The sequence below is a fragment of the Advenella kashmirensis W13003 genome (genome assembly GCF_000506985.1).
Lineage (GTDB): Bacteria > Pseudomonadota > Gammaproteobacteria > Burkholderiales > Burkholderiaceae_B > Advenella > Advenella kashmirensis_A.
The window spans coordinates 511,936-534,227 of sequence record NZ_KI650980.1 but is presented as its reverse complement, the minus strand read 5'-3'; the positions used below and the strand labels follow the sequence as shown (position 1 = coordinate 534,227).

17 protein-coding genes are annotated in these 22,292 nt (G+C 55.2%); 6 read left to right on the top strand and 11 right to left on the bottom strand.

All coding sequences use genetic code 11. From position 1 onward, the window contains the following. The first annotated feature begins 15 nt into the window (after nt 1-15). Together W822_RS37280 and W822_RS37275 are read left to right on the top strand one after the other, a co-directional pair. The gene (locus tag W822_RS37280) at nt 16-639 is read left to right on the top strand and encodes an SCO family protein (protein ID WP_024005789.1); all 624 of its coding nucleotides are present in this window, start codon (nt 16-18) and stop codon (nt 637-639) included. 140 nt (nt 640-779) lie between these two features. After that, nucleotides 780-1,544 (top strand): glutathione S-transferase family protein, encoded by a 765-nt coding sequence (locus tag W822_RS37275; protein ID WP_024005788.1) that lies wholly within the window; start codon nt 780-782, stop codon nt 1,542-1,544. A 149-nt stretch (nt 1,545-1,693) separates the two neighbouring features. Here the strand turns inward: W822_RS37275 and W822_RS37270 are convergent, their stop codons facing one another. The 6 genes from W822_RS37270 to proC form a co-directional block, all read right to left on the bottom strand. Next, the gene (locus tag W822_RS37270; protein ID WP_024005787.1) at nt 1,694-2,395 is read right to left on the bottom strand and encodes an ABC transporter ATP-binding protein; all 702 of its coding nucleotides are present in this window, start codon (nt 2,393-2,395) and stop codon (nt 1,694-1,696) included. A gap of 1 nt (nt 2,396) precedes the next feature. Beyond that, nucleotides 2,397-3,164, bottom strand: coding sequence for a high-affinity branched-chain amino acid ABC transporter ATP-binding protein LivG (gene livG, locus W822_RS37265; RefSeq protein WP_024005786.1), 768 nt, complete (start codon nt 3,162-3,164; stop codon nt 2,397-2,399). Continuing rightward, nucleotides 3,161-4,399 carry a high-affinity branched-chain amino acid ABC transporter permease LivM gene (locus tag W822_RS37260; protein WP_024005785.1) on the bottom strand — a complete coding sequence of 413 codons (1,239 nt, stop codon included), beginning with the start codon at nt 4,397-4,399 and terminating at the stop codon, nt 3,161-3,163. Before W822_RS37260 ends, livG begins: the two co-directional genes overlap by 4 nt. Beyond that, on the bottom strand, nt 4,396-5,322 hold the full coding sequence (gene livH / locus W822_RS37255) for a high-affinity branched-chain amino acid ABC transporter permease LivH (RefSeq protein WP_024005784.1): 927 nt from the start codon (nt 5,320-5,322) through the stop codon (nt 4,396-4,398). The genes W822_RS37260 and livH overlap by 4 nt, the downstream gene beginning before the upstream one ends. A 170-nt stretch (nt 5,323-5,492) precedes the next feature. Beyond that, a complete protein-coding gene (locus W822_RS37250; protein ID WP_024005782.1) occupies nt 5,493-6,053 on the bottom strand; it encodes a queuosine precursor transporter in 561 nt (186 codons plus the stop codon). A gap of 1 nt (nt 6,054) precedes the next feature. After that, nucleotides 6,055-6,921 carry a pyrroline-5-carboxylate reductase gene (gene proC / locus W822_RS37245; protein WP_024005781.1) on the bottom strand — a complete coding sequence of 289 codons (867 nt, stop codon included), beginning with the start codon at nt 6,919-6,921 and terminating at the stop codon, nt 6,055-6,057. 226 nt (nt 6,922-7,147) lie between these two features. On the opposite strand from proC, the gene ugpB reads away from it, so the two are divergent. From ugpB to W822_RS37225, 4 genes are all read left to right on the top strand, one after another. After that, nucleotides 7,148-8,458, top strand: coding sequence for a sn-glycerol-3-phosphate ABC transporter substrate-binding protein UgpB (gene ugpB, locus W822_RS37240; protein WP_024005780.1), 1,311 nt, complete (start codon nt 7,148-7,150; stop codon nt 8,456-8,458). Nucleotides 8,459-8,567: 109 nt separating this feature from the next. Beyond that, a complete protein-coding gene (gene ugpA / locus W822_RS37235; RefSeq protein ID WP_024005779.1) occupies nt 8,568-9,449 on the top strand; it encodes a sn-glycerol-3-phosphate ABC transporter permease UgpA in 882 nt (293 codons plus the stop codon). 13 nt (nt 9,450-9,462) lie between these two features. After that, entirely contained in the window at nt 9,463-10,308 is an 846-nt protein-coding gene (ugpE, locus tag W822_RS37230) for a sn-glycerol-3-phosphate ABC transporter permease UgpE (protein ID WP_024005778.1), read from the top strand. 12 nt (nt 10,309-10,320) lie between these two features. Then, nucleotides 10,321-11,403: a sn-glycerol-3-phosphate import ATP-binding protein UgpC gene (locus tag W822_RS37225; RefSeq protein WP_024005777.1), complete on the top strand. Its 1,083-nt coding sequence runs from the start codon at nt 10,321-10,323 to the stop codon at nt 11,401-11,403. A 212-nt stretch (nt 11,404-11,615) separates the two neighbouring features. Here the strand turns inward: W822_RS37225 and W822_RS37220 are convergent, their stop codons facing one another. The 5 genes from W822_RS37220 to recG all read right to left on the bottom strand — a co-directional run bounded on the left by W822_RS37220 (nt 11,616) and on the right by recG (nt 22,282). Continuing rightward, nucleotides 11,616-15,875: a two-partner secretion domain-containing protein gene (locus tag W822_RS37220; protein ID WP_024005776.1), complete on the bottom strand. Its 4,260-nt coding sequence runs from the start codon at nt 15,873-15,875 to the stop codon at nt 11,616-11,618. Nucleotides 15,876-15,925: 50 nt separating this feature from the next. Then, nucleotides 15,926-17,566: a ShlB/FhaC/HecB family hemolysin secretion/activation protein gene (locus W822_RS37215; RefSeq protein ID WP_024005775.1), complete on the bottom strand. Its 1,641-nt coding sequence runs from the start codon at nt 17,564-17,566 to the stop codon at nt 15,926-15,928. 300 nt (nt 17,567-17,866) lie between these two features. Then, nucleotides 17,867-18,958 carry a high-affinity branched-chain amino acid ABC transporter substrate-binding protein gene (locus W822_RS37210; RefSeq protein WP_034280592.1) on the bottom strand — a complete coding sequence of 364 codons (1,092 nt, stop codon included), beginning with the start codon at nt 18,956-18,958 and terminating at the stop codon, nt 17,867-17,869. Between the two features lie 196 nt (nt 18,959-19,154). Continuing rightward, nucleotides 19,155-20,114 carry a LysR substrate-binding domain-containing protein gene (locus tag W822_RS37205; protein ID WP_024005773.1) on the bottom strand — a complete coding sequence of 320 codons (960 nt, stop codon included), beginning with the start codon at nt 20,112-20,114 and terminating at the stop codon, nt 19,155-19,157. A gap of 119 nt (nt 20,115-20,233) precedes the next feature. Continuing rightward, nucleotides 20,234-22,282: an ATP-dependent DNA helicase RecG gene (recG, locus tag W822_RS37200; protein WP_024005772.1), complete on the bottom strand. Its 2,049-nt coding sequence runs from the start codon at nt 22,280-22,282 to the stop codon at nt 20,234-20,236. Nucleotides 22,283-22,292 lie beyond the last annotated feature (10 nt).

Below are 22,292 nucleotides of genomic sequence, written 5' to 3'. Positions count from 1 at the left end.
ATGACAGGAAGTATCATGCGTGTTTGCCGAACCCTTTTGCTGGCCGTCGCCAGCAGCCTTGCCGCTCACAGCGCCCTCGCCCAGTCCATTCCAATGGTGCCGGGCGCGGCGCAGGTACAGCGCCCGACCACAATCTATCCGATAGCCAATCACCTGCCCGATCTGTCATTCTCGTTGAATGCCAGCGAGGGCAAGACGCTGACCGAACAGGCCGTCAAAGGCAAAGTGGTCATGCTGTTTTTCGGCTATGCAAGCTGCCCGGACATTTGCCCCACGACCATGGCGCAACTGTCTGAGGTCATGCAGCAGCTGGGCGATAAGGCCCGCGAAGTACAGATTCTGTTTATCAGTGTGGATCCGCATCGCGATACGCCGGAAGTACTGCAGGCCTACGTCAACGCCTTTAACAACGGCGCCATCGGCCTGACCGGATCAGAGCAGCAGATTGCCACCGTGGCGCGTCGCTACAGAGTGGCCTATCAGATCAGCAAACCCAAGGATTCCAGCAACCCGGAATCCTATGAAGTCATGCATGGCCGTGGTATTTATGTGTTCGACAAAGAAGGTCATGCCCGCTATCTGGCCTCAGACAGCGAAACGCCGGAACAACTCACAGACAAAATCCGCAGCCTGCTCTGACACTGCATCGTCGCGCCAGCGGCCCCACATCTGGAAAACACGCGCCTGTTCGGGCAGGTCGCGTGTTCGCAGGCATCAATCCGGACATTTTGTTAAACTGAATCTCACTTGTCATTCCATTCTCATTTTATCGGAAAGCTATGATCACACTACACCATTTGGAAGCCTCGCGTTCGTTCCGCATTATCTGGCTGCTGGAAGAACTCGAACTGAGTTACCAAATAGAGCGACACGAGCGACATCCCGAAACCATGCGTGCGCAAAGCTCGCTCAAAGCGATTCATCCACTAGGCAAAGCGCCGGTGCTGCATGACAATGGCTTTACACTGATCGAGTCCGGCGCCATTATCGAATATCTGCTTAACCGTTACGACAATCGCGGCCTGCGTCCACCCATCTGTTCGGAAGACTACCTGCGCTATTCGCAATGGATGCATTTTGCCGAAGGCTCATTGATGCCGCCAGCTCTGCTCACACTGGTGCTCAACAAAATGGCCAATGCACGGGTGCCGTTTTTTGCACGTTCCATCGTGAAAAAAACTGTCAATGCGACCCTCGATGGTTTTGTCATCCCCGATCTGAATGTAAAACTGGACTTTCTGGATACGGAACTGGGCACGACAGGCTGGTTCTGTGGCAGCCACTTCAGCGCCGCTGATATTCAAATGGGATTCGCGCTGCAGGTGCTGCATGGTCGTGGCCTTGTGGGTGATCATCTGAGCAATATCAAGGCCTTTCTTGAAGCTATTCGCCTGCGCCCGGCTTACCAGCGTGCCAAAGAAAAAGCAGGCTTGCTCACGCTTTCATTGCCGGGCAAGAATGAGTTTCAGGAACCCACCGTTGCACCTGCGCAGCCGTCTGCCGACAGCACGGCTACGGCGCCGGCGGACGATAGCAAGCGTTAAAAAAGCCGGCTCGCAGTACGCGTCCGGCCAGATGTGGGAACTGAAGCAGCCATCTGTAAATGAATTGACGTAGCATTCCATGTGTCCTGGGTCTCATCCGTCGAGCCCGGGCCTTCAAAGGCCGCGGGGATCCCACCCCGCTCACTTTCTCAGTGGCCCAGATAGGCCTTGCGCACCGCGTCGTTCACAAGCAGGTTCGCGCCCGTGTCCGCCAGAACCACCCGACCTGTTTCCAGCACATACCCGCGATCAGCCACTTTAAGGGCCTTGTGCGCGTTCTGCTCTACCAGAAAGACGGTCACGCCCTGCTCTCGAATAGTCTGGATGATCTCAAAAATCTGGGCAATGATCAGCGGCGCCAGACCCAGCGTCGGTTCATCCAGCAGCAGCAGACGGGGTCGGCTCATCAACGCACGACCGATCGCCAGCATTTGCTGCTCACCGCCTGACATGGTGCCAGAGCGTTGCGAGGCTCGTTCCTTCAAACGCGGGAACAATCCAAATACATGTTCAATACCCTGCTCGATCTGCTCGCGCGACAGAAAAAACCCACCCATCTTCAGGTTATCCAGCACAGTCAGGTCCGGGAAAACCCGCCGACCTTCGGGAGACACGGCAATGCCCCGACGCATGATCAGCGAGGTGGGTTCGGCCGTAATCTCTTCACCCAGAAAATGAATTGAGCCCGACGACGCCCTGGGATTGCCGCAAAGCGTCATCAGCAACGTTGTTTTGCCGGCACCGTTGGCGCCGATCAGGGTGACGATTTCCCCTTCCTTCACTTCAAGCGACACGGAATCAAGCGCCTGGATGGCACCGTAGTGTGTACTTACATTATCCAGCGTCAGCATCTTATTCTTCCCCCAGATAGGCCTTGATCACCCGCGGATCGGCACGCACCACGTCCGGCTCGCCGGTCACAATGGGTTTGCCGTGTTCCATCACCAGGATCCTGTCGGAGATTCCCATAATCAGGCTCATATCGTGCTCGATCAACAGCACGGACATATCGAATTCGCGGCGCAAACGGTTGATCAAGCCGGCCAGATCTTTTTTCTCCTGAGGGTTCAGGCCCGCGGCGGGTTCATCCAGCAACAATAGCGTAGGCTTGGTGATCATGCAGCGCGCAATCTCCAGCCGCCGCTGGTGACCATAGGCCAGGGTACCGGCCTCGCGATTGGCGTATTGGCGAATGCCCATGAAATCGAGCCAGAACAGCGCAGCTTCCATCGTCTTGCGCTCGGCACGGCGATAGGACGGTAAGTTAAGCAACCCGGCCAGAAAATTGGACTCATGCTGAGTATGCTGGGCCACCAGCAGATTTTCGAGGGTCGTCAGCTTCTTGAACAGGCGCACATTCTGAAACGTGCGCACCAGACCACGCTGGGCCACCTTGTGACTGGGCAGTCCCGTCAGCGGCTTGCCATGCAAATCAATATTGCCTTCGGTGGGTTTATAAAAACCGCTGATGCAGTTAAAAACCGTGGTTTTACCGGCACCGTTGGGGCCGATAATGGCAAACACTTCATTCTGTTGCACCTGCAGACTGACCGAATCAACGGCAAGCAAACCACCAAAGCGCATTTTCAGAGAATCGACACGCAGAACCGTTGCACTCATTTGCCTACCTCCACATGCGGGCGCTTCACAGGCAGCAGGCCCTGCGGACGCCAGATCATCATCAGCACCATCACCAGACCAAAGATCAGCATTCGGTACTCGGCAAACTGACGCGCCAGCTCAGGCAGCACGGTCAGGGCAATCGCGGCCAGAATCACGCCGATCTGCGAGCCCATGCCTCCCAGCACCACGATAGACAGAATCAGCGCAGATTCAATAAAGGTAAACGATTCCGGATTGACCAGGCCCTGCCTGGCCGCAAAGAAGGCGCCGCCGAAACCGGCAAACATGGCCCCAAGCGTAAACGCTGACAGCTTGATTTTGGTCGGGTTCATGCCCAGCGAGCGACACGCCACCTCGTCTTCTCGCAAGGCTTCCCAGGCGCGCCCCACCGGCATGCGGATCAAACGGGCTGAAATGATAAATGTAATAACCGCCAGCACCAGCGCCATCAGATACAGATAAATAACCACGTCGACCGTTTCAAATTTCCAGCCCATGAGCTGATGAAAGGTTTGCTCTCCTTCGGGTGCGCTGCGGGTCATTTCATAGCCGAACACAGACGGCTTGGGAATGCCCGAAATACCGTCAGGCCCGCCCGTGAAGCTGGTCATATTGGTCAGCAGTAAACGAATAATTTCACCGAACCCAAGCGTCACAATCGCCAGGTAGTCCCCCCGCAGGCGCAACACCGGGAACCCGAGCACGAAGCCGAACAGCGCAGCAAACAGGCCCGAGAGCGGCAACGCCTGCCAGAAACCCCAGCCTGCCCAGTGAAACAGCAAGGCATACGTATAGGCGCCCACCGCATAAAAGCCGACAAACCCCAGATCAAGCAGTCCGGCAAATCCGACAACGATATTGAGGCCCAGTCCCAGCATGACGTAAATCAGGACCAGCGTGGCAATATCGATCTGACCACGGTCACCAAAGAAAGGCCAGACCACCGCGATGACCAGCATAAGGGTAAAGAGCGCGAACATCCCTTTTTGCCCGATGACCGCGTCTTTGTCCGAGCGCAGCTTCTTTGCCGTCTGTATCTTCCTGCCCTTGAAGAGCAGTGGCTTGACCAGCTGCACGGCAAACACGATGGCCATGCCGATCAGTACCAGGCTCCAGTTGGGGACCAGGGTGGTACGAATGCCCTGGCGCACCAGGTCCAATCCGAAAATTGGCGTCAGCAGAATACCTGCCACCAGCGCCGCAATAATGGCATTATTTAGATTGCGCATCATACTTTTTCCACCTCCGGCTTACCCAGCAGCCCGGTTGGCCGGAACAGCAAAATCAGCACCAGCAACCCAAAAGCAACAATGTCCTTGTATTCGGAACCAATATAAGCAGCAGCCAGCGTCTCTGCCACACCCAGCAGCAGGCCGCCCAGAATGGCGCCCGGCACACTGCCGATCCCGCCCAGGACGGCAGCCGTGAAAGCCTTGATACCAGCAATAAAGCCGATAAAGGGATTCAGTTTGCCGATGGTCAACGCAATCAGCACTCCCCCTACCGCCGCAAGCACCGCACCCAGAATAAAAGTAAAGGAAATGACGCGATTGGTGTCAATCCCCAGCAGGCTGGCCATGTGCATGTCCTGTGAACACGCACGCGAGGCGCGCCCCATGCGGGAATGGCGGATAAAGAGCGTGAGTGCAATCATCAGCGCCAGCACGACGCCCATGATCATCAATCTCGAATAGGTCAGCGTGACCGCAAAGTCCCCGCCCATGTTGAACTGGAAAGAGCCCGACAGCAGGTTCGGTACGGCCATGTCGCGCGAGCCCTGGCCGATGGCGACCCAGTTCTGCAGAAAAATAGACATGCCGATCGCGGAAATCAGAGCGACCAGCCGGGGACTGCCGCGCAGGGGCCGATAGGCGATCTTCTCGACCGCATAACCATAAAACCCGGTAACCACGGCCGAGATCAGCAGCATGGCGATAATCACGACCGGTATCGGAATACCGTTATTGATTCCCATCGCCGACAGCGTGACCAGACCGACATAGGCACCGATCATGTAGATTTCACCGTGGGCGAAATTGATCATGCCGATAATGCCGTACACCATGGTGTAGCCAATGGCGATCAGGGCATAGATAGCACCGAGCGATAGCCCGTTGATCATCTGTTGAGTAAACTGAGGTAGAAATTCCTGCATTATGCGCTCCCCTTGCCGCTCCGCGCACTGATGGGATTGTGTCCCGACAGGGCGTTGGTCGCGATGTTCTTATTGGATGACGTCTGTGTGAATGTAAATCGTGTTGAAACCGGAACCGCAGTGAACCGCTGCGTCTGCACTGCTTTTCCGCACCAGGTGTTTATTGCAGATCATGCCTGAACACTGCGTGGCTGACCGAGATTCCACATCAGGATGCGAAATGGTGCAAGCAGCATGGCATTGATGGCCAGTTTGACACCCACGTCTCCGGTTGCCAGTGTGACCCAGGGTACATCGGTGCCTGCGAACGCGACCGCGAAAAACAGAAACGTATCGATAATGGCTGCGAGCCAACCTGCAATGAAGGGTGCTTTCCACCAGGACCCATTGCGCAGTTTGTCGAATACGAAGATATCAAGCAGCTGGGCAACCAGAAATGCACTGCCCGAAGCCAGAGCGATACGTGCATCGGCCAGCGCATAGGACACCAGGACGGCAAAGACAAAGCCGATAGAGACGACTCGCCGGGCGGGCCCGGGGCCAAAACGCCGGTTCAGAAGATCCGTGACCAGAAAACAGACCGGATAGGTAATGGCACCCCAGGTCAACCACGCGTTAATATGAAACTGCGGCTGAACCAGGACGTTGGAGGAAACGATAATCAATCCCATGATGGCTACCGCCAACAAGGTTTGATTGGTCGTCATTTTGTCAAATCTGGCAATCATCATCTTATTTCTTTCCTGTATCCGTAACGGTCGAGCCGGCTGCGGACTCCCGCGCCATCTCGGCTGCCCGGTCATTGGCTGCCTGCATGGCCGCCTGTACCAATCCTGTAAAATCGCCCTGCTCGAAACGGGCTAATGCGGCCGCGGTCGTTCCGCCGGGCGAGGTCACTTTTTCACGCAACCGCGCTGGTGAGTCCTCTGAGTCAGCGGCCAGCAGGCTGGCCCCCTTCAGGGTCGCCAGCGCAAGGCGGCGGGCCTGATCCTGGTCTAGGCCCAGTTGTATACCGCCCGCCATCAGCGATTCGATAAAGAGAAACACATAGGCGGGGCCGCTACCGGAGAGCGCCGTCACGGCGTCCAATTGCGACTCCTGCCCGACCCAGACCGCTGCGCCGACCGAACTGAGCACGCGTTCTGCCAGTTCCCGATCTGCTTCGGGAACGGTTGGCACCGCATACAGGCCGGTTACGCCCTGACGGATCAGCGCAGGCGTATTGGGCATACAACGAATAAGGCGGGCGCTGCGAGCGGCATCGGCCCCGTTCAGCCAGTCAGACAACAACGCGGTTGTCAGGCCGGCCGCAATACTGATTACCAGCGTGTCGTCCCGCAAAAACACGCGCGAGGCCTGTACTGCCTGCTGCATGATTTGGGGTTTGACGGCGTATATCCAGATTTTGTATTGGCTCAGGCTTTCCGAAGCCTGCTCGGCTGTGGGTATACCTTTTTCTTCCCAGGCGGCCCGTGTGGCCGGATTGGGATCAACCACAAGCAGGTCTTGTGGCTGGCAAAGATTACCAAGCAAACCGCCCAGCATGGCACCTGCCATATTGCCGCCGCCGATAAAAGCGATAGTCAGAGAATTTTTCATGGTCAGCGATTGTACTCTGCTAATGCCTGCCCGCACATCCGAAAATACGCTAAGTCAGACAAAAAAACATGCAAACGGGTGATTTTATAGGGCTTTCACCACAAAATCACGACACCCCTATGACTTAGGGATAGTCACTATTCTGTAACAAACGAGTCATACTATAATGCCGTTTATCACTGCCTGCTTTTAAAACCACGGCACTCATCTCTCGGAGAACTCCATCATGCGCTTCACGATCCGCACCCTATCCCTGGCCTGCATCATGTCCCTTGCCAGCATCAGCGCCCACGCGGCCACCGATGTCACGTTCTGGCATTCCATGGAAGGGCCGCTGGGTGAACGAGTCAACGATATTGTCAAGGATTTCAATGCATCCCAGAAGGACTATGTGGTCAAGGCAACCTACAAGGGTAATTATGGAGAATCCATGAACGCCGGTATTGCCGCCTACCGTGCCGGACAGGCACCGGATATCCTGCAGGTATTCGAAGTAGGCACGGCGACCATGATGTACTCCAAAGGCGCCATCGTACCCGTTCAGGAAATGGCCGAAAAAGCCGGCAACCCACTGGATCCAAAAGCCTTTGTCCCCGGTATCGCGGGCTACTATTCAGATACCAATGGAAAACTGGTCTCCATGCCATTTAACAGCTCCACGCCTATCATGTATTACAACAAGGATCTGTTCAAGAAGGCCGGCCTGGATCCGGAAAAAGGACCGAAAACCTACGCCGATATCGAAGCCTTTGGCAAGAAGCTCAAAGCGGCTGGCGTCGAATGTGGCTACACGACATCATGGCCGGCCTGGGTACTGATTGAAAACTTCGCCGCTCTGCACAATGTGCCTTACGCCTCCAAGGACAACGGTTTTGGCGGCCTGGATACCCGGATCGATCTGCACTCGGACGCATTCCTGAAGCACTTCGAATTCCTGAGCAAAATGTCCAAGGAAGGCACATTCACTTACGGTGGTCGCGGCGATGATGCCAATGCACTCTTTACGTCCGGCAAATGCGCCATGTTTACGGGTTCCAGCGGCTCTCGCGCCAACATCCTGAAAAACGGCAAGTTTGAATTCGGCGTGACCAAACTGCCCTATTACGACAATGTCGTCAAAGCCCCTCAGAACAGCGTGATCGGTGGTGCCTCGCTGTGGGTGTTCTCTAAAAAATCACCTGAGGTCTACAAAGGTGTCACTGCGTTCTTCCACTACCTGACCAAACCCGAAGTGGCCGCCAAATGGCACCAGGATACCGGTTATGTACCCGTGGTCAAAGCTGCCTACGACGCTACCAAGGCATCCGGCTACTACGAGAAGAACCCTGGTACCGACGTGCCGTTCGAGCAGTTGAACGTCGAAACGACCGCCCAGTCACGTGGCGTGCGCCTGGGCTTCCTGCCACAAATCCGTGACATCGAGGAAGGTGTGATGGAATCCATGTTTGGCGGCAAAGTCTCAATCAAAGATGGCGCAGCGGACATGGAAAAACGCGCCAACGAACTGCTGGTTCGTTTTGAAAACGGCAATAAATAATCGGCGGTAAGTAGCAAAACAGCGAGGGCTGACACATCACCCTCGCTGTTTTTTTTACTGCTACGGATTGGGTCGGATCGTCCTCCCGCCACTGCATCGGAATGTTCTCATGGAAAAACGCGTTGTTTTCAACCATAAACTGCTGCCTTACCTGTTACTTGCCCCGCAACTGATTATCACGATTGTTTTTTTCTTTCTGCCTGCCGGCCAGGCCATCTGGCAATCGTTTTTTATCGAATCGGCCTTTGGCGGCGATCAACAATTCGTCGGTCTGGACAATTACACCAGCCTGTTCGGCAACAGCACTTATCATTCCTCCTTCTGGGTCACTCTGCTGTTTTCGGGGCTGGTCGCGATCATCGGACTGTCCGTCTCGCTGGTGCTGGCAGTCATGGCCAATCGCGTCGTCCGTGCCGCTGGCGCGTATAAGACCTTGCTGATCTGGCCTTATGCCGTCGCGCCCGCCGTAGTGGGCGTGTTGTGGGCGTTCCTGTTTTCGCCCGCCGTGGGAACGCTGGCAGTGTATATGAGCAATCTGGGCATCAGCTGGAACCCGCGTCTGAACTCCACCGACGCCATGACACTGGTTGTGATAGCCGCAGTGTGGAAACAGATTTCCTACAATTTTCTTTTTTTTCTGGCCGGGCTGCAGTCAATACCGACATCGCTTCTTGAGGCTGCTGCCATAGACGGGGCCAGCCCGTTCCGGCGTTTTCGCACCATTGTCTTTCCCTTACTGTCGCCAACGACCTTCTTTTTGCTGGTCATCAATATTGTGTATGCGTTTTTCGAAACGTTCGCGATTATCGATACGACGACACAGGGCGGCCCGGGTGTATCGACCAACATTCTGGTCTACAACGTTTATAAAACTGCATTCAAATCTTTCGACTATGGTTCCTCCGGCGCGCAGTCGGTGATCCTGATGATGATTGTCATTCTGCTGACAGTGATCCAGTTCCGCTATGTCGATCGCAAGGTCCAGTACTAAGGAGAGACGCACTATGATTGAACGACGCCCCTTGCTGGATATGCTGGCCCACCTGATTCTGATTATCGGACTGGTGGTGGTTGCATTCCCCCTTTACGTTGCCATTGTGGCCTCGACCCAGACAGCCCAGGAAGTGGCTAATGCGCCGATGTCGCTGCTGCCCGGCAGTCACTTTATTGAAAACTACAAGACTGCCCTGCTCGGCGGCTCCAGCAGCGCACCGGTCAGCGTGGGCCATATGCTGTGGGTCAGCTTCGTGACCGCCATGACGATCGCCGTAGGCAAAATCGCAATCTCCATGCTGTCGGCCTTTGCCGTGGTCTATTTTCGCTTTCCGTTTCGCATGCTGTGTTTCTGGATGATTTTCATCACCCTGATGTTGCCCGTGGAAGTACGTATTTCGCCTACGTTTGAAGTAGTCGCGGGGCTGGGTCTGACTAACACCTATGCAGGCCTGACGCTGCCGCTGATTGCCTCGGCCACGGCAACCTTTCTGTTCCGGCAATTTTTTCTGACCGTGCCCGATGAACTGATCGAAGCAGCACGAATAGACGGGGCCGGACCCTTGCGTTTTTTCCGCGATATTCTGCTCCCCTTATCAAAAACCAGCATCGCTGCCCTGTTCGTAATCCAGTTCACGTATGGCTGGAATCAGTACCTGTGGCCTCTGGTCATGAAAACCACAGATGACATGACACCGATCGTCGTGGGCATCCGGACCATGATCGGCGGCGGCGACAGCGTGACCGACTGGAATATTGTGATGGCCACAGCGCTGCTGGCCATGATCCCGCCCGGATTGGTCGTTGTGCTGATGCAAAAATGGTTCGTCAAGGGTCTTGTGGACACCGAGAAATAAAGGATTACTTAGATGGCAACACTTCAATTGAACGATATCAGGAAAACCTATCCCGGCAATGTCGCCGTGATTCACGGGGTAGATATCGATGTGCAGGACGGCGAATTCATTGTGATCGTCGGTCCCTCAGGCTGCGGCAAGTCCACCCTCATGCGTATGGTTGCAGGTCTTGAGACGGTCACTGCCGGCCAGATCCTGATCGACGGCGCCGTGGTCAATGAGCTGGAGCCGGCCGAGCGCGATATCGCCATGGTCTTTCAGAACTATGCCCTGTATCCGCATATGTCGGTATACGAGAACATGGCGTATGGGCTGAAAATCCGCAAGCTGACCAAAGAACAGATCAATGAGCGCGTACAGCAGGCTGCTGCAATTCTGGAACTAAGCCAGTTGCTGCAACGCCGGCCCAAACAGCTGTCGGGCGGCCAGCGCCAGCGCGTAGCCATGGGCCGCGCCATCGTGCGGGATCCAAAGGTCTTTCTGTTTGACGAGCCGCTGTCCAATCTGGATGCCAAACTGCGCGTGCAGATGCGACTGGAAATCCAGAAACTGCATCGCCGGCTGCGCACGACCAGTTTATATGTCACGCATGATCAGGTCGAAGCCATGACGCTGGCCGATCGCATGGTGGTAATGAATAAGGGCGTCGCGGAACAAATCGGCACGCCGATCGAGGTGTTCGAAAAACCGGCCACGACCTTTGTGGCGGCATTTATCGGTTCCCCGCCGATGAACCTGATCCCCGTCTCGGTGACAGCCGAGGGTCTGATTAAAACCATGGACGGACAACAAATGTCCATTCCCGCCGGACAGATTCCCGAACGCGCGCGTGGCAAAAACATCATTCTGGGATTTCGCCCTGAACACGTTACGCTTAATCAACCCGGTATTCCGCTGGTGATTGAAATGATCGAAATTCTGGGTTCGGAAAAACTCATTCACGCAAGAGTGGGCGAGACACTGGTCGTGATTCGCTGCGATGTGCACGATGCGGGGTCGACCCATTACACGCTAGGCGACACCATTGATGTCGGACCGGACACCCGTCATCCGCTGCATTGGTTCGATCCGGAAACAACACGGCGAATAGACTAGGCAGCAATGCTAACCATGGCACATAACAACAAACAACCACCAGCGCCAGCAAACGTTCAAACACTCAGGAGCGGATGGAGCGGAAACGAAAAGGACTGAGTCTGGTTCAATACCAAACTCAGTCCTTAACCAACTAATCAGGCCTAACAGTCAAGCTTTAGTGGGGCAGCTCAATGAACCGCCCCCCTATTGCCGGCCATCAGGCTAAGCGTTTATTTGGTATCTCTGTCCACATAAACATCACCATAGGCCAAAGGCTGGCCTTTTTCCAGTCGCTCTTTGATGTTCGTACCGACATCAAATTCAAACCCCGCCTGAATGTGCTTTTCAGGCGCGTCGGGTGCGACGATCTGCTTGCCATCCATCTTCAGGGCTGAATGGTTTGCAGTGAGCCCGACCGGACCCTGATCGTTTTCAATCTTATGCACGTAGTAGCCATCTCCTTTGGCCTGCGCGCTGACACCGGCGATCGTCCCGTTTTCCCAGTCCTTCTTCAGGCCTTCCAGCACTTTGCCGGGTTCGTACGGAGTGAAGCTGCCTGCGCCAGAGGCGGCCAGATTCAATGTGCCTTCATGCGTGACCGATTGTGTACCCTGGGTAGTCACGTTGCCGGCAATATGACCTGTCACCTGATTCGCCGTCAGGCTATCGCCCTTGAACGTCAGGTCTTTGCCTGCCTGAATATCAAGATGACCGGCGCTTGAATGGCCTGCCGTGTTTGACTCGTTACGGGCAACATCGATATTGAGCGAGGCGCTGCCCGCAGCCGGTGTCCAGACCTGATCCTTCACACCGCCCGACAAATTCAAAGCAAAACCGGTATTAGTATGATGATCAACATTGGCGCCGGCAGAAACAGACACATTGCCGTCGGTGCGAATAGCCACGTCCTGGCCATTGACCTTGGTCGCCACAATATCGACCCCGTTCTTGCCATCAAGCCTAATGGTATCGGCATTGACAGTGCTGACTTTATGAGCCAGCTTTTTGCCGTGCGCAACATTCAGGTGCCCGCCCAGATTGAGGCTGCTCACATTTGCGCCGATGCCGACGTTGGCGCCGACATCCACACTGACATGCTTGCCTTGCTCCTGAACGCCGGTCAGCACGATTTTGTCGCCTTTAGCGTTCAATGAACCGACATTGATCTCGGTTCCCTGAATATGCAGATCGCCCTGGCTACCCAGATTCAGCTCCTTGGCATGGATGGCCGGCGCGATGCCCGTTTTCTGGCGGCTGTTATGGCCGTTCGCAGACACGGCAACATGAATGGACGGCACTGCCGCACCGGCAGCCGGAATGACCAGCCCGCCGATACCCACCTTGGCATCGAAACCACCGGCGCGCTTGGTGTCCGTATTGTCGGCCTGACTCAGCACCAGATTTTTGCCAGCGGTCATATTGACCGTGCCGGACGAGTTGATATCCGCCTGGCTGTGCAGATCATCCTGCGCATGGACGTTGACGCTGGCGCTATTGATCTCGGTTTTGACTGCCTTGGCCGAATTTTCTTTCTCGTGCTGGAAGTTGGCAGCCACATCCAGCGATAGGTTCACGGAGTTGTAATCCTTGGTGGAGGCGTTGATGCCCACACTGCCGCCACCGTGATTGTCCACAAAGCCCTGTTCGTTGTAAGCAGAGCCCAGCTCCAGATTGCCGCCGCTCAAATTGACCTCGTCCTTGCCGTTGTAGATTGTACCCTCATCGTGCAACTTGTTTTTGGCATCCACATTGACAACCGTGGCATCCAGTTTCGTCCCCTGGACGACGGTATCCTTGCTGTCGCGGCGACCGCCCTGCCCGCTGATACCGACCCCGACGGCCAGGCCTTTGTCAAAGCCCAGGTTCACGTCAACGCCAGCATGTACCGATGCATCTACGGCTGACCCCGTTCGACCACCCGCGGCGGCCTGATGCGAGATATGATCGGCCGATTCGTTGATCGTCACGCCACTGATATGCGTGCCCTGATGAGCGATCTCATGTCCTTTGAGGCTGACGTCTTTTCCGGCTGCAATCTGCGTGCCCTTGACGGTGGAGTCGGTTGCGGTGTCGTCCTTATGTTTGACATCCAGTGCCAGGCCGATGCTGACCCCTTTTTCGTTAACCCCGCCAGACAACGTAAGCGTAGCGCCGGTATCCGTTTTCCTTGTGCTTTCCATATCATGCTGGGCGGTCGTTGTGATGGAGGAACCTTGCAATCCGACATTACCCTGCGAACTTTCAATCCGGCTTCCAGCCACGGCAATATGGTCACCTGCGATCTGCACGCCTTTCTTGCCACTCAGTTGCGCAGCCTGATGGGTGCCGCTCTCGTTGATGACTTTATTGTTTTTGATAATCAGTGCCAGGTGCCCTTTTATCTCTTTATCCTTGAGGCTGAGCTTGTCGATCTTCGCTTCGGCGCTGATGCCGGTATTTGCGACCGACACCCGTTTCGTATCTTTGGCGCCGGCTACGTTTACCTTGCCGGCCGATTTGATGTCCAGAAAGCCGTTGGCCTTGACCTGGCTGCCGACGATATCAATATCACGTTCGCTCAGCAGAACCAGATTGGAGTCGGACGCCAGAACTGAACCCTTATTCTCTTTGTCCTGGCGATCGGTAACGATTTTATCTTTGGTGATATCGAAGATCGCGCCGATGCGCTTGTACTGGCGCTGGTCGGACTGGCTCACAACCGAATCAATCGTCAGATCGCCCTGTTTTGTGTACACAAAGGCGCCCTTGTCAGACTTGACCCGACTTCCTGAAATGGCAACCCCCCTTTGTGCCTCCAGCACCAGAAGCTGACGCGTATTGATATCCGAACCGACTTTCAGTTTCTGACGAAGCGTATCGCCCGCAGAATTAGAACCGCCAAATCCGGCCCAGTATTTGAGCATATCGGTTTTGATCGTCTCCTGCTGTGTTTCGTCGGCGGTGATATTGACTTTGCCGCCCGATTTGGCCACCAGCGAATCAGCCTGGATGGTGACGCCTGACAACGACATATCGCCTCCGGTATCGATGACCAGTTTATCGGCACTCAGGGTCGACGCAATGTGTGCCTGGTTCATTGCGCGATCCAGCGCATCACCGTTTTTTATCCTGTCACGTGCCGTGGTTGCAGTGCGGTCAATTTCATTGCGGAATTTCTTGGACTTTTCGGCCAATGTTTCCTGTGTCGTTCCTGACAAACTGAGTTTACGACCCGCCTTTAACTCAACCCCCTGTGCCTGGATGGTCAACGCCTTTCCTGTCAGATCCGACGCTGCGGCCACCCGGACGATATCAGATTCAATCTGTGTACCGTGAACGGTTTCCTGGTGCTGCTTTTGCGCGTCGGTATGGAACCACAATCCCTTATAGCGTCGTGCGCTGGAGGTGGATTCGTCTTTGGTTACCTGCGCATCAAAATTAGCATTGCCGGCAGCAATATCCAGCTCCCTGATTTTGATTTTTGCGCCATTGATATTCAATTTGTTTTCAACGTTCAGTTGCGCATTATCTGCCACCAGCTCTGAAGCACGGTAGGCTTGTTTTTTATCGAACGTCTCAGTGCGCAAAAATACGCCATCGCCCAGCTTGTCGACTTTGGCCGTTTTGTTTTGAACCGTGTCGATCTTGCCGCGCAAATCCGCATTGCCTGCCGTCAGCTGAACCTGTCCGGCTCGTAGCGCCAGGCCTTCGCCGACCACCGTGGCGCGTGAATCGGTCGAATGAATGCGAATACGCCCGGATTGAATACTGCCCAGCAGATGTCCATCCAGCACCCTTCTGTGCTGGTGTTTTTTCAATTTGTTTGCGACCACATTGCCACTGGAATCACGCGACACCTGGTTGCGCCCCATCACAATATTAACCTCATCCTGCGCACTCACATCGCCGTTAATATCAACGGCGGGCGCCAGTAAATCAAGCACCCGGGCGTCATTCAGCTCACCCTCAAGCGCCAGTTTTTTATCGGACGTGATTTCGTAACCGCTCAGGTCGTCATTTTCAACAATCGGCTTGCCCACCACCAGGCTGGCACGCGGCACGTTAATAAAGCCGCAGCCCTGGCAGGTGATTCCGCTGGGATTGGCCAGCACGTAGTCAGCGACCATGCCAAACACTTCCTGTTTGCCCAACAGCAAAGATGGATTATGCCGGATCACTTCGTTTAGAATCACCTTGGCCGTAGCGCCCTTGAAGTTCGCGTTCGCGTTCAGCTCCCCTGCCAGCACAGAGGAGCCGCTTGTCAGCGAATTGTTCAACACCGCGCCCGCTTTGTCCACATTGTATTTATAGTATTTGTTATGAGACAAACCCCTTGAATTGGGTGACACGATATCAACAATTTCAACGTCGCCCTTTTTATAAATTTTCTGAGCGCCATTGCGCTCGCCGACAATATCGGCCCAGGCTACGGATGAGACATAGGACAAGGCCAGCACAACGGCCAGGCGGCCGGGAAAAGATAAACGCAACGTGGGCTGCAAAGTTGTCATAAGATGACCTCCTTAAATAAAACAGGTACGTAAAGTGCGAAGAGAGACAGCTAAAACCAATACATCAGTTTCAGACTCAATGAACTGTCGCTCAAAGATTCCCTGTCCTCCTTGAAGCGACCTTTTGAAAACTCCACCCTCGCCTCTGCACCCTGGCGATGGTTTAGTTTCAATCCGACGGACCACGAGTGTCCCCATACGGTATCCGTGGCGGGCGTCGGTTTAATCACGCCGATATCGAACCCGACATACGGTTCGATATCCCAGTCACCGCGAGAGACGCTCAAATAAAGATTGTTGCGCAGCACGGCACCTTTTTCCGCAGCAGCACTATATCGGCCCAGTCCGCGAATAGCGTAGCGATCCAGCAGTTCGAGCTGCTTGATCGTCGGTAAAAAATCCGGGCTGTACTGGGCTATCAATTCATGATTATGTCGCCACAATGTCTGGCCGCTGCGATGATGAAATTGCGCGTTCAGGTTCAAATTGACTTTTCGGTAGGCTTTTTTGTATTCGTCGGCATACCCGCTCACCCAGGGCAGTCCCTGTTCAAACCCCACATCGCTCATCAGCACCCCCGAGGGCATCACCTGCAAATGACTCCAGCCAAGCTGGGCGTTGACGATACTCGGACTTTGCAGATAGATAACGGATTTTTCAAAACGTCCTCTTGCCGCGATCCGCTCCAGCTGGCCGTAAATCGACGAGACATGATTGGACCCGCGTGAGAAAACATAATTGACACGGCCCCCTGCCTGCCAGGTTCTGCCGTCCAGTTCATATTGATTGTTATTGATGGCCAGCGCCGTCCGATATTGGGAGATTGATCCGAATACACTGAAGTCCCAATAACCATAAGGGACCGAGTACTGGAACGCCAGGCTGCGACTATAAGGATCAAAATGCCGGTTCTTGAAGGAGTGGCTGGCACTGAAGGTCAGCGAATCGGATAAAGCAAACGGGCTGTCGATGATCAGGCCCGTTCTGGCCACCCATTGCCCGGTTCCCTGGCTGCCGCTATTGTCCAGTGCGATGTAACCGCTTGCCCGCCCGGCGGACGTGTTGCGTAACAGCAGGTCAATATTGCCATCCTCTTGCGGCAGCACATCGACCGTGACCCTGTTGGATAAAAACCGGTTGGTATGATCCAGGCCCTGATCGAGCCGGTGGATATTCAGGGCATCGCCCTGCAAGCCGGGGAAAAGCATCTGCGGATTGACAATGGCATCTGCGCCGCTGATCGATCTGACCACACCTTCTGTGATACGCAAGTACAGAATCTGTCCTTTGGGTTCGAACGCCAGGGATTGATGAAGATACCCTTTATTCAGATAAGCCGTGGTGATATCGCGACTTAACTGATTCAGTCTGTCGGCGTTCAGACACTCCCCGGCACGCGGCAACAGCGCTTCTATGTCAACCCGTGTCTTGCCGACCAATAAAAGTTGTTGATAGTCCAGGCACGACTGTCCCCGGCCCTGGAATGTGGGCTGTTCAGATGCCTGCAGCGGCTGATACTGTTGCTGAAGAATCCTGCGTTGTTGCTGCTCGTGCCGGATGCGGTCAAGCTCCCGCTGTGCGGACCTCTGAACGTTGACGTGATCCGACACGTAAGCACCCTGCGCAGTTGCACCGAACTGCACCATCCATAAAAGTAACGCGTACCGCAACGCACTTTTGAACCGAAACAATGAACTCTTCCTACTGACTGAGCGATAAACGCATGATCACGCATCTTGAACTGACGGCGTATCTTAAATAGTTCGGTTTTAAATTTCTATCACGTGCCGACAAGAAGTCGAGTGCTGTTTGAGAAAAATCAAACTGGAGTGATTTTTTCGTTGGCTGGCACAAAAAAAAGACTGAATCCCGCATAGGAGTCCAGTCTCTTTTATTAATAAATAACACAATGGGCGTCGCACCGCCTGCAAGGCAGGTTTATTGTTGTCCGGCAACACCGGCAAACCATGCCGCAGCGGGTCGTTGCCTTCTTACTTTACCGCCGTTTTGCTGCCATCCTTGTGCCAGGTGTAGATATCGAACTTGAAGGTGTTCAGATCGCCCTGCTTGTTCCAGGACAAGTCACCAATAACCGATTTAACAGTGTTGGCATGCAGCCATTGGGCCACTTTTTCAGGATCGGTGCTCTTGGTTGCCTTGATGCCTGCGATGATGGCCTGGGTCGCGGCGTAAGAGGTCAACTGGAAGGCGCCGGACGCATCACGCTTTTTGGCCTTGAATGCTTCGACCACGGCCTTGTTCTCGGGCAGCGCCGAATAATCGGCGGGCAGCGTCAGCAGCATGCCTTCAACCGCCGCGCCGGCGATCGCATTGATCTCGGGGTTACCGGCGCCTTCGGGACCCATGAATGTCACTTTCAGGCCCTGTTCGGCCGCCTGGCGCATCAACAGACCCATTTCAGGATGATAGCCCCCGTAGTATACGAAGTCGACACCGGCTGATTTCATTTTGGTGATGACAGAAGAGTAGTCGGTTTCACCGGCGTTGATCCCCTCGAACATCGCCACATCAACATTGGCTTTTTTCAGATTGTCCTGCACAGAAGCGGCAATGCCTTGTCCGTAAGACTGCTTGTCATGCAGGATCGCCACTTTCTTGGGTTTGATGCTGTCGATAATATATTTGGCCGCTGCCGGGCCTTGCTGATCGTCGCGTCCAATAGTGCGGAATACGAACTCAAAGTTTTTGCCATCGGTGACGTTGGGTGCCGTGGCAGACGGCGTGATCATGACGACGCCTTCCTGATTGTAAATCGAGGCTCCGCCAACCGTTGCGCCGGAGCATACCGGCCCGACAACAAAACCGATTTCCTTGTTGACGACATTATTGGCGGCAATCGGGCCCTGCTTGGGTTCGCAGGCATCATCGACTTCAACCATTTCCAGTTTCTTGCCGTCTACGCCACCAGCCGCATTGGCTGCTTCAATCGCCGTGCGGATGCCTTCGCGAACCATGTCGCCGTATTGCGTGACAGGACCGGTTACCGGTCCCACCGCCGCAATCTGGATGGTGTCGGCAGCCAGAGCCTGGCCAGATAGCATCAGGCCGGCAGAAATGGCCATTGAAATTGCAGATGCTTTCAGATATTTCATTTGTCATACTCCGGTAATTGTAAAAATACGTAAAAACGTATTAGCGCTGTTATTCTCGCATTTTTTGAATGCGCTGGCGCAAATTTCGCAGAATGCTCAAGGTAAACCCTGATTTCCCTTGCCATCAGGCCACGGGAGACGACGCAGGCAGCTTTCCTGTCGTGATTTAACCAGCCTGTGCGGCCGATTTAAGTTTACTGTTCAGCATTCTGACGCCATTCAAATCGCACTGGTAGATGCAGTCGGCGAGCGCCTCAATGGCCTGCAGCCTGGGAAAACTGCGCCGCCAGATCAGCACCACTTCCCTGTTTGGAACCGGGTGCGCTAGCGGCACATAACGCACAAGGTCATCGGGCGCTGGGGGCTTCTCGGGCAGCGCTGTCATGGGCAGTAAGGTAATACCCAATCCGGCCGCCACCATATGACGAATGGTTTCCAGCGATGAGCCTTCAAATGACCGCTGTATTCCGTCGGTAGCGGCGGAAAAACGTGACATTTCCGGACATACTTCCAGGACCTGATCGCGAAAGCAATGGCCGGCGCCCAGCAGCAGCATGGTTTCCTGCTTAAGCATGCGCGGATCGATTTGCGTCTCGTGCGCCCAGCGATGATTGCGCGGGATGGCCGCGATGAAATCTTCCTCATAAAGGGGGCGAATTTCAAGACCGGCTTCAGGCAGCGGCAATGCAACAATGGCGCAATCAATCTCGCCCTGCCGAAGTAGCTCCAGCAATCGTACCGTAAAGCTTTCCTGAAGGATCAGCGGCATTTGCGGCGTCTTGCGCAATTGCAGTGGAATCAGTTTGGGCAGCAGGTACGGGCCAATCGTGTGAATCACGCCGACCCGCAGGGCCCCGGTCAACGGGTCATTGCCCTGTCTGGCGATCTCTTTCAGATTCGCGCTTTCTTCCAGAATTTTCTGGGCCTGCGTCACAATTCTCAGGCCGATCGGCGTCACGCCCACTTCATTGCCGCCGCGTTCGAATATCGCCACACCCAGTTCATCTTCCAGTTTCTTGATGGCGACAGACAAGGTGGGCTGGCTGACAAAGCAGGCTTCCGCGGCGCGACCAAAATGCCGCTCGCGGGCTACTGCAATAATATATTTAAGTTCGGTAAGCGTCACGCCGGGCTCCGCAAAAAATAAGTTCAGTCAGGCCTGAAACACCGGCCCTGGACACGATAGTCCTTTGGAAACGCAACAGCATTGATACGACCATCAACATTCAACAAACACAAAAAATCTTACATACGAAGCAAGTCTGCCCGCTGGCGCGCCCATCGCTGCAGATGGGCCGCAGCCGCTTCCGGATAGACCGACTGCAGATCCTGCGCCGTATCGCGCGCCTGCTCGGCGATAGGGGCATCTTCATCAATATCCGCAAAACGCAGCAACGCCATGCCGGATTGCCGCAAGCCAAGAAACTCGCCCGGCCCGCGCTGCTCCAGATCACGTCTTGCGATTTCAAACCCGTCCTGTGTCTCGTACATGGCCTTCAGCCTGGCAGTAGCCACACTGGATAAGGGTGCCATATAAAGCAGGACACAGAGCGATTCGTTCTGACCACGACCGACGCGGCCCCGCAACTGGTGCAGTTGCGCCAGTCCAAAGCGCTCTGCATGTTCAATAATCATCAGCGAGGCATTGGGTACATCCACGCCCACCTCAATCACGGTGGTGGCCACCAGCAGATCCAGCTCGTGCCGGTGAAAAGCAGTCATGACGGCCGTTTTTTCCTGCGTCGGCAAACGTCCGTGCAACAGGCCGATCCGCAGGCCGGATAGCTCCTGCTGCAGCCGGTCAAAGGTGTCGGTTGCCGTCTGCAATTGCAGCGCCTCACTTTCCTCAACCAGCGGGCAGACCCAATAGACCTGTCGTCCCTGCAGGATGACATCATGCACATGTGCCAGCAATTCACTGCGCCTTGAGTCGGCAAACAGTTTGGTCACCACCGGCGTACGTCCAGGAGGCAAGGCGTCAATGACCGACACATCCAGATCAGCAAAAAAGGTCATGGCCAGTGTACGCGGAATGGGGGTGGCGCTCATACTTAACTGATGCGGGGCAATGGTCTCCTGCTCACCCTTGCGGGCCAGACTCAGGCGCTGCCCGACCCCAAAGCGATGCTGCTCGTCAACCACCATCAGACCCAGTTTGGCAAAGGTCACATGCTGCTGAATCAGCGCCTGCGTTCCCACCACCAATTGCGTGACGCCGTCGGCGACCAGGGCGGCAGCCTGCTGTTTTTTCTTCGGCGTCAGACTGCCGGCCAGCCAGCCCGTCGCAATGCCCAGAGGTTCAAACCAGGCACTGAGTTTTCTGTAATGCTGTTCAGCCAGAATTTCGGTGGGTGCCATGATCGCCACCTGAAAACCCTGATCGATTGCGTGCGCTGCCGCAATGGCGGCGACCACGGTTTTGCCGCTGCCCACATCGCCCTGCAGCAAGCGCTGCATGGGATAACTGCGCTTCATGTCAGTCAGAATCTCGCGGCTGACTTTTTCCTGGGCCGGGGTCAGGGCAAAGCCCACCTGGGCAAGCAATCGCGTCACCAGGCCGCTGCCCTTGCCTTTCATGGCATAGGCCTTTTTGTTTTGTCGGGTGGCGCGTGCAACCGACATGGCCAGTTGCTGGGCCAGCAGTTCGTCGAACTTGACCCGTTCCCATGCCGGATGCGTTTTTTCGATCAGCGACTGGGTATCCGCATCCTTGGGGGGATTATGCAGCAGCCGGATCGAATCGGCAAACGGCGCCAAATGATATTTTTTCTGGATGGCTTCGGGCAGCGTATCGTCCAGTCGCACACGGGCAAGCGCGGCATTGACCGCCTTGCGGATTTGCGGCTGGTTCAATCCTTCGGTGGCCGGATAGACCGGTGTCAGCCGGTCTGAAAGCGGCGCGCCGGCGCGACTGACTTTGGGATGCACCATCTCGAATCCCCAGAAGGACCCGCCGCGCACCTCGCCACGAACCCGGATCAGGCGCCCTTCTTCAACCGCTTTGATCTGGCTGGGATAAAAATGCAGCCAGCGCAGCGACAATTGACCGGACTCGTCTTCGATCGTTGCCACCAGCTGGCGCCGCCCACGAATCTGCACCTCGGACTTGCGCACGATTCCTTCTACCTGGGCCATCTGGCCTGGATAAAGCGAGCCGATACGATGCACGGCCGTTTCGTCTTCATAGCGTAACGGCAGATGCAATACAAAATCGAAGTCCTCAAGCAGTCCAAGCGACGCAAATTTTTTGTCGATGGCTGCCAGGCTTTCTTTTTTTGCAAACGCGGTGGGCATGTGGGGGCAA

Excerpts from the sequence above, each read along its gene's own strand:
- W822_RS37280 (WP_024005789.1), top strand. The coding sequence starts at position 16 with ATGCGTGTTTGCCGAACCCTTTTGCTGGCCGTCGCCAGCAGCCTTGCC.
- W822_RS37275 (WP_024005788.1), top strand. The coding sequence starts at position 780 with ATGATCACACTACACCATTTGGAAGCCTCGCGTTCGTTCCGCATTATC.
- W822_RS37270 (WP_024005787.1), bottom strand. The coding sequence starts at position 2,395 with ATGCTGACGCTGGATAATGTAAGTACACACTACGGTGCCATCCAGGCG.
- livG (WP_024005786.1), bottom strand. The coding sequence starts at position 3,164 with ATGAGTGCAACGGTTCTGCGTGTCGATTCTCTGAAAATGCGCTTTGGT.
- W822_RS37260 (WP_024005785.1), bottom strand. The coding sequence starts at position 4,399 with ATGATGCGCAATCTAAATAATGCCATTATTGCGGCGCTGGTGGCAGGT.
- livH (WP_024005784.1), bottom strand. The coding sequence starts at position 5,322 with ATGCAGGAATTTCTACCTCAGTTTACTCAACAGATGATCAACGGGCTA.
- W822_RS37250 (WP_024005782.1), bottom strand. The coding sequence starts at position 6,053 with ATGATGATTGCCAGATTTGACAAAATGACGACCAATCAAACCTTGTTG.
- proC (WP_024005781.1), bottom strand. The coding sequence starts at position 6,921 with ATGAAAAATTCTCTGACTATCGCTTTTATCGGCGGCGGCAATATGGCA.
- ugpB (WP_024005780.1), top strand. The coding sequence starts at position 7,148 with ATGCGCTTCACGATCCGCACCCTATCCCTGGCCTGCATCATGTCCCTT.
- ugpA (WP_024005779.1), top strand. The coding sequence starts at position 8,568 with ATGGAAAAACGCGTTGTTTTCAACCATAAACTGCTGCCTTACCTGTTA.
- ugpE (WP_024005778.1), top strand. The coding sequence starts at position 9,463 with ATGATTGAACGACGCCCCTTGCTGGATATGCTGGCCCACCTGATTCTG.
- W822_RS37225 (WP_024005777.1), top strand. The coding sequence starts at position 10,321 with ATGGCAACACTTCAATTGAACGATATCAGGAAAACCTATCCCGGCAAT.
- W822_RS37220 (WP_024005776.1), bottom strand. The coding sequence starts at position 15,875 with ATGACAACTTTGCAGCCCACGTTGCGTTTATCTTTTCCCGGCCGCCTG.
- W822_RS37210 (WP_034280592.1), bottom strand. The coding sequence starts at position 18,958 with ATGGCCATTTCTGCCGGCCTGATGCTATCTGGCCAGGCTCTGGCTGCC.
- recG (WP_024005772.1), bottom strand. The coding sequence starts at position 22,282 with ATGCCCACCGCGTTTGCAAAAAAAGAAAGCCTGGCAGCCATCGACAAA.